This window comes from Allobosea sp. CER48 (assembly GCF_044752385.1).
Classification (GTDB): domain Bacteria; phylum Pseudomonadota; class Alphaproteobacteria; order Rhizobiales; family Beijerinckiaceae; genus Allobosea.
The window spans coordinates 1-6,703 of sequence record NZ_JBIWYK010000156.1; the positions used below are offsets into that span (position 1 = coordinate 1).

The 6,703-nt window shown below is 66.7% G+C and carries 7 protein-coding genes and 1 pseudogene; 3 read left to right on the forward strand and 5 right to left on the reverse strand.

Annotated elements, in window-relative coordinates:
- The first annotated feature begins 22 nt into the window (after positions 1-22).
- Positions 23-913: a sigma-70 family RNA polymerase sigma factor gene (locus ACIPIA_RS08000; RefSeq protein ID WP_400508341.1), complete on the forward strand. Its 891-nt coding sequence runs from the start codon at positions 23-25 to the stop codon at positions 911-913.
- Here the strand turns inward: ACIPIA_RS08000 and ACIPIA_RS08005 are convergent.
- The 5 genes from ACIPIA_RS08005 to clpS form a co-directional block, all read right to left on the reverse strand.
- Positions 910-1,272, reverse strand: a complete 363-nt coding sequence (locus tag ACIPIA_RS08005; protein WP_400508342.1) for an AzlD domain-containing protein — start codon at positions 1,270-1,272, stop codon at positions 910-912. The genes ACIPIA_RS08000 and ACIPIA_RS08005 overlap by 4 nt on opposite strands.
- On the reverse strand, positions 1,269-1,994 hold the full coding sequence (locus ACIPIA_RS08010; RefSeq protein WP_400508344.1) for an AzlC family ABC transporter permease: 726 nt from the start codon (positions 1,992-1,994) through the stop codon (positions 1,269-1,271). Before ACIPIA_RS08010 ends, ACIPIA_RS08005 begins: the two co-directional genes overlap by 4 nt.
- Positions 1,995-2,141: 147 nt before the next feature.
- Entirely contained in the window at positions 2,142-2,429 is a 288-nt protein-coding gene (locus tag ACIPIA_RS08015; protein WP_400508345.1) for a hypothetical protein, read from the reverse strand.
- A gap of 4 nt (positions 2,430-2,433) precedes the next feature.
- Positions 2,434-4,962 (reverse strand): ATP-dependent Clp protease ATP-binding subunit ClpA, encoded by a 2,529-nt coding sequence (clpA, locus tag ACIPIA_RS08020; protein WP_400508346.1) that lies wholly within the window; start codon positions 4,960-4,962, stop codon positions 2,434-2,436.
- Between the two features lie 46 nt (positions 4,963-5,008).
- Positions 5,009-5,350, reverse strand: a complete 342-nt coding sequence (gene clpS, locus ACIPIA_RS08025) for an ATP-dependent Clp protease adapter ClpS (protein WP_400508348.1) — start codon at positions 5,348-5,350, stop codon at positions 5,009-5,011.
- A gap of 302 nt (positions 5,351-5,652) precedes the next feature.
- On the opposite strand from clpS, the gene kdsA reads away from it, so the two are divergent.
- Both kdsA and ACIPIA_RS08035 read left to right on the forward strand, forming a co-directional pair.
- Positions 5,653-6,522 (forward strand): 3-deoxy-8-phosphooctulonate synthase, encoded by an 870-nt coding sequence (gene kdsA / locus ACIPIA_RS08030; protein ID WP_400508350.1) that lies wholly within the window; start codon positions 5,653-5,655, stop codon positions 6,520-6,522.
- Positions 6,515-6,703 (forward strand): annotated as a pseudogene (locus ACIPIA_RS08035) (MFS transporter); the annotation flags it as partial. The gene kdsA and the pseudogene ACIPIA_RS08035, both read left to right, overlap by 8 nt.

Consider the following 6,703-nt stretch of genomic DNA (forward strand, 5'->3'; position numbering starts at 1 on the left):
GGATCCGTAGTCACAGGATTTCATGACGGACGTCACTGTCGCCGGCTTCGAGTCTCACCGGTCATATCTGACCCGCCTCGCCTACCGCATGCTCGGCTCGCTCAGCGATGCCGAGGATGTGGTGCAGGATGCGTGGCTGCGCTGGCATGATTCCGCTCCCGCGGCGCTGGCAAATCCGCGCGCCTGGCTCGGACGCGTGGTGACGCGGCTCTGCCTCGACCTGATGAAATCGGCGCGGCGGCGGCGCGAGAACTATGTCGGCGCCTGGCTGCCCGAGCCGCTCATCGAGGAGATCGGCGCCACGGCTGGCGGCGACGAGGCAGTGGACGTGCCTTATGTGCTGCAGCTCGCACTGGAACGGCTGTCTCCCCTCGAACGCGCCGCCTTCCTGCTGCACGATGTATTCGACCTGCCCTTCTCCGAGATCGCCGACACGCTCGGGCGCAGCGAGGCGGCCTGTCGGCAGCTGGTCTCCCGGGCGCGCCGACACGCGCGCGAAGAGGTGCCGCGCCATCCGCTCTCGGCGGAGGAGGCAAGGCGCTACGCCGTCGCCTTCTTCGAGGCCTCCCACAGCACCGACCCGACGGCGCTAAAGAGCCTGCTCGCGCAGGACGCCGTCCTCCACGGCGATGGCGGCGGCAAGGCGAACTCGGTGCTCAATCCGATCTTCGGCAGCGAGAAGATCGGCCGCTTTTTCGCCGGGCTGGCCCGCAAGCCGGAATGGCCTGGGTTGGCCCCCCGCTGCGAGCCTGTCCTGATCAACGGCATGCCCGGCTACATCAGCCGCGAGCGAGACACCGAACAGGCGGTTGTGCTCGACATTCGCGAGGGGCAGATCCACGCGATCTACGTGATCCGCAATCCCGACAAGCTCGGCCATGTGCGAGCGCGGCTGGCGGCAACCACCTGCTAGATCGCCCCGAACCACCAGACGCCGCCGACCAGCACGATCTCCCCGACGAGCACCGCCGACATCATCCGACGCCGGCTGATCGCCATCACGGCCACAGCGGCGGCGAGCGCTGCCACCCGCACGAAGAGCGGTGCGTGCGACAATGCGCCGGGCGGGGAGACGATCAGCTTGGCGACGATGCCCGCCAGCAGCGCCGTCGCAACCGCCCTCACCCATTCCAGCAGGGGCGAGTCGGCATCGAGCCCGCGCGCGAAGCCCACGGCGAGCCAGCGCCAGATCTCCGTCGGCAGCACCGCGAAGAGCAGCAGCGCGAGGTAGGGCCAGAGCGGCCCGTCCAGCAGGGCGATCGGCGGGGTCATGCCGCCGCCTTGCGCCTGCGGCCGACCATGAAGGCGATGCTGCCTGCGATCAGGCCGGCGACGATGAGATCGAAGCCGCCGCCGATGAAGCGCTCGCAAATCGGCGCGAGCGACAGCCCCAGGACCAGCGCCGTCACGTCGCCGCGATGCCGCAAGCCGGCCGTCAACGAGACAAGGAAGAAGATCGGCGTCAGGCACAGCAACCCGGCGGCGAAAGGCACCGGCAGCGTGTCGAGCAGGTAGTAGCCCGCGAAGGTGCCGACCGAGCTCACTGCCATGCAGGTGTTGGCGAAACCCAGGAAATAGGCAACCCGCTGGTTCACCGGAATGCCCGGTAGCCGGCGCAGGCCCTCGGTCCAGGCCGTCACGGCGACGTAGTGCGCCAGCACGAGCTGCTGCCAGACGCTTTGGCCGGGCCGGCGCAGCAATGGCAGGATCGCCATCGTCATAGGCAGGAATCGCAGCGATGCGAAACCGATCGCAATCGCGATTGCGCTCCAGGCGGCGCCCGCCGCGATCGAAGCGAAGAACAGCACCTGCGAAGGCCCGGCCCAGACCAGGATCGTCGACAACACCGCGACTTCGACGGGGTAGCCGACGTCGCGCGCAAGAGACCCGATGCCGATCAAGCCGAAGCCGACGATCCAGGCCGGGAGCAGAAGCGCATCGCGCATGCCGGCCAGCGCAACGCGTTGCCAGCTCCAGTCGGCGGATACGCTCATGGGATCATCGCTACGGGCAGCCCCGGCACAGAAAAAACGGCCCATGCAGGATGCATGGACCGGTAATCCCTATGGCTTACGCCGCGAGCCCCCGCCAAGCTTGCCGAAGGAGGAACGGCCCTGCACCGCCTGCAAGGCCGCGGGCGCTCAGCCCTTGCCGCCCTTCATCGCCATCGAGAAAATCTCGTTGGCGAAGTCGATCAGCTCCTTCGGAATGCCGCCGACCGACTTGATGCCGAGATAGATCAGATAGACGAAGGTCGGCACCAGGATCCAGCCCAGCACCTCCTCGAAGATCTTGCGGCGACGCCGGCGGCGGTCCCTCTTCTCGAACCAGCCAAGCTTCTCCTTGGCTGGCCGTGCCGGAGCCGAGACCTGTGGCACACCCTCGCCGCTCTCGGCGGCGAGGGTGGCGGATTTCCGTTTGAACAACACGTCCTTACGCCTTCGTCAGCGGAACCTTCGGAACAGTACGGACCGCGCGGCCGGATGCCTTGGGCGGCGTGCCCGAGCCATCATCCGATCCGCCGCCGCCCTTGGAACCCTTGCGCGGCGCGCCCTTCGCCGTCTTGCCGTTGGCAGCAGCCTTGGCACGCGGCTTGGGCGCCCGCTTGGCCGTCGCCGCGGCGACGTCCTTCTCGGGCTTCGGCTTTGCCGGCCCGTCCGGGAACTCGAGGCCGAGCACCTTGATGCCGGTCTCGGACTGGACGACCACGACCTTGACGGCGCCGCCATTCTTGAGGCGCCCGAACAGCACCTCGTCGGCAAGCGGCGTCTTGATCGTCTGCTGGATGAGCCGCGCCATCGGGCGAGCCCCCATCGTCTCGTCATACCCGTTCTCGACGAGCCACTCCCGCGCCTCGTCCGTGAGCTCGATGGTGACGTTGCGGTCCGCGAGCTGCGCCTCGAGCTGGAGCACGAACTTGTCGACGACGCGGGCGACCACCGTCTTCGGCAGGTGGCCGAAGGAGATGACCGAGTCCAGGCGGTTGCGGAACTCCGGCGCGAACAGCTTGTTGATCGCCTCGGTGTCGTCGCCCTCGCGCTTCTGGCGTGTGAAGCCATAGGCGTTGCGGGCCATGTCGGCGGCGCCGGCATTGGTCGTCATGATCAGGATGACGTTCCGGAAATCGACCTGCTTGCCGTTGTTGTCCGTCAGCTTGCCGTGGTCCATCACCTGCAGAAGGATGTTGAACAGGTCGGGATGCGCCTTCTCGATCTCGTCGAGCAGCAGCACGCTGTGCGGATGCTGATCGATCTGGTCGGTCAGAAGACCGCCCTGGTCGAAGCCGACATAGCCCGGAGGCGCGCCGATCAGCCGCGACACGGTGTGGCGCTCCATGTACTCGGACATGTCGAAGCGGATCAGCTCGACACCGAGCGACGAGGCAAGCTGGCGCGCGACCTCGGTCTTGCCGACGCCCGTGGGGCCGGCGAAGAGGTAGCAGCCGATCGGCTTTTCTCCGTCGCGCAGGCCGGCACGGGCGAGCTTGATCGAGGAGGACAGCGCCTCGATCGCCTTTTCCTGGCCGTAGACGGTGCGCTTGAGCGTCTGCTCGAGGTTGCGCAGCACCTCGGCATCGTCCTTCGAGACGGTCTTGGCGGGGATGCGCGCCATGGTCGAGACCGCGACCTCGACCTCCTTGACCCCGATGGTCTTCTTTCGCTTGTTCTCGGGAAGCAGCATCTGCGAGGCGCCGGTCTCGTCGATGACGTCGATCGCCTTGTCCGGCAGCTTGCGGTCGTGAATGTAGCGTGCCGAAAGCTCCACCGCCGCCTTGATGGCGTCGTTGGTGTAGCGCAGCTTGTGGAACTCCTCGAAATAGGGCTTGAGGCCCTTGAGGATCTCGATCGTGTCCGGGATCGACGGCTCGTTGACGTCGATCTTCTGGAAACGGCGCACCAGCGCCCGGTCCTTCTCAAAATACTGGCGGTATTCCTTGTAGGTGGTCGAGCCGATGCAGCGCAGCGTGCCCGAGGCGAGCGCCGGCTTCAGCAGGTTCGATGCATCCATCGCGCCGCCCGAGGTCGCACCGGCGCCGATCACCGTATGGATCTCGTCGATGAACATGATCGCCTTCGGGTGCTGCTCGATCTCCTTCATCACCTGTTTGAGGCGCTCCTCGAAGTCGCCGCGATAGCGGGTTCCGGCAAGCAGCGTGCCCATGTCGAGCGAAAAGACCGTCGCGTCGCGCAGGACGTCCGGCACCTCGCCGCGGATGATCTTGAGGGCAAGGCCCTCGGCGATCGCGGTCTTGCCGACCCCGGGGTCGCCGACCAGCAGCGGGTTGTTCTTCTGGCGACGGCACAGGATCTGGATCGTCCGCTGCACCTCGGCCTCGCGGCCGATCAGCGGATCGATGCGCCCGTCCCTCGCCTTCCGATTCAGGTTGACGCAATAAGCCTCTAGGGCGCTTTCCTTTTTCTTCTTGTCCTTGTCGGTGTCGTTGCTCTGCTCGGAGCGCTGCTCGCGCTGCGGTTCGCCCTCCTCCTCGGAGCCGCGGACCGGGCGGCTCTCGCTGGCGCCGGGGCGCTTGGCGATGCCGTGGCTGATGTAATTGACCGCGTCGTAGCGCGTCATGTCCTGCTCCTGCAGGAAGTAGGCGGCGTGGCTTTCGCGCTCGGCGAACATCGCCACGAGCACATTGGCCCCCGTCACCTCCTCGCGGCCCGAGGACTGGACATGGATGACCGCGCGCTGGATCACGCGCTGGAAACCCGCGGTCGGCTTGGAATCGTCGCGACCGTCGGTGACGAGGTTCGTCAGCTCGGAATCGATGTAGTCGACGAGATTGCGCCTGAGCAGGTCGAGATCGACGCTGCAGGCGCGCATGACGGCTGCCGCGTCCTGGTCATCGACCAGCGCGAGCAGGAGGTGTTCGAGGGTGGCGTATTCGTGGCGGCGCTCATTGGCGAGAGCCAGAGCCCGGTGAAGCGCCTGTTCGAGACTGCGCGAGAAACTCGGCAAGGGGCGCGCTCCTATCTGTTTCCGGAAGGTGAGATCAGACCCAAGGCTACTTCTTCTCCATCACGCATTGCAGCGGGTGCATGTGCTTGCGAGCGAGATCCATGACGAGAGTAACCTTGGTCTCGGCGACTTCGTAGGTAAAGACGCCGCATTCGCCGACGCCGTTCTGATGCACATGCATCATGATGCGCGTGGCTTCGGCGCGGTCCTTGTTGAAGAACCGCTCCAGAACGTGAACGACGAACTCCATCGGCGTGTAGTCGTCGTTCAGCAGCAGGACGCGATAGAGGTTGGGCTTGCGCGTCCGGGTGCGGGTCAGCACCGCAGTGCCGGCCCCCTCCTTGCCGCCGTCAGCCGGTGGGCCAGCGCGTCGTGGACGGTCGGCCATAGCCAGCGGGTTTGCGCCCGTGGACAGACGCGGCGTGCGACCGCCGTACGTTGCCTTGTCCTGGCCTGCCTGCATCATTCGCGCCCTACCGTGCCTGCCGAATTCCAACCCAGATCGATCCTGCGTTCCCATCCGAGATAGTGCTTCGCCCGAGAATTTACAGGCCTCGCCGTCGCTTCGCCAGCCCCGATCCGGCACGCTGCACCAACTCTTCGCGACATGGCGGCCAACCGCCGGCGCGCTTGACCGGGGCCGCCGGAGCCGGACATAAGCCGGCGGGCTGCTGGACAAGGAAATCGTCAATGACCCCGAACGCCGTCGTCACCATCGGCGAGGATCTCGCCCGGCCAGTCCGCTTCGGCAATGCCCAGCCGCTCGCGCTGATCGCCGGCCCCTGCCAGATGGAAAGCCGCAATCACGCGCTCGAATGCGCATTGGCGCTGCAGGAGATCGCGGCTGCTCTCGATATCGGGCTCGTCTTCAAGGCCTCCTTCGACAAGGCCAACCGCACGAGCGTCAAGGGCGCCCGCGGCATCGGGATGAAGGCGGCGCTGCCCATCTACGCCGAGATCCGCGAGCGTACCGGCATGCCGGTGCTGACCGACGTGCACGAAGCCGGCCAGTGCGCGCCGGTTGCCGAGGTGGTCGACGTGCTGCAGATCCCGGCCTTCCTCTGCCGTCAGACCGACCTGCTCGTTGCAGCCGCGCAGACCGGCCGGGTGGTCAATGTCAAGAAGGGGCAGTTTCTCGCCCCCTGGGACATGGTCAACGTCGCCGCCAAGGTGACCGAAAGCGGCAATCCCAACGTGATGCTGACCGAGCGCGGCGCATCCTTCGGCTACAACACGCTCGTCTCCGACATGCGCGCCCTGCCGACCATGGCCGAGATCGGCGCGCCGGTGATCTTCGATGCCACGCACTCGGTGCAGCAGCCGGGTGGCAAGGGCGCCTCGACCGGCGGCCAGCGCGAATTCGTGCCGGTGCTGTCGCGTGCCGCCGTCGCGGTCGGCGTCGCCGGTCTCTTCATCGAGACGCATCCCGACCCCGACCGCGCGCCGTCGGACGGCCCGAACATGGTGCCGCTTGCGGAGTTCCAGAGCCTGATCGCCGAGCTGCAGGCTTTCGATCGCCTCGCGAAGAAGCGCAACGAGCCGGCAGTCGCCTATGTCTGAGCCGGCGCAGCGGCCCGGTACCGACCTCGGCCCGCTGATTCCGGTTCTCGGGCTCTGCGGCTTCGCCTCGACCTTCACCATGCGGCTGATCGACCCGCTGGTCCCGACGCTCGCGGGCGAATTCGGCCAGAGCGTCCACCAGATCGCCTTCATGGTGACGGCCTTCTCCGGATGTTACGCG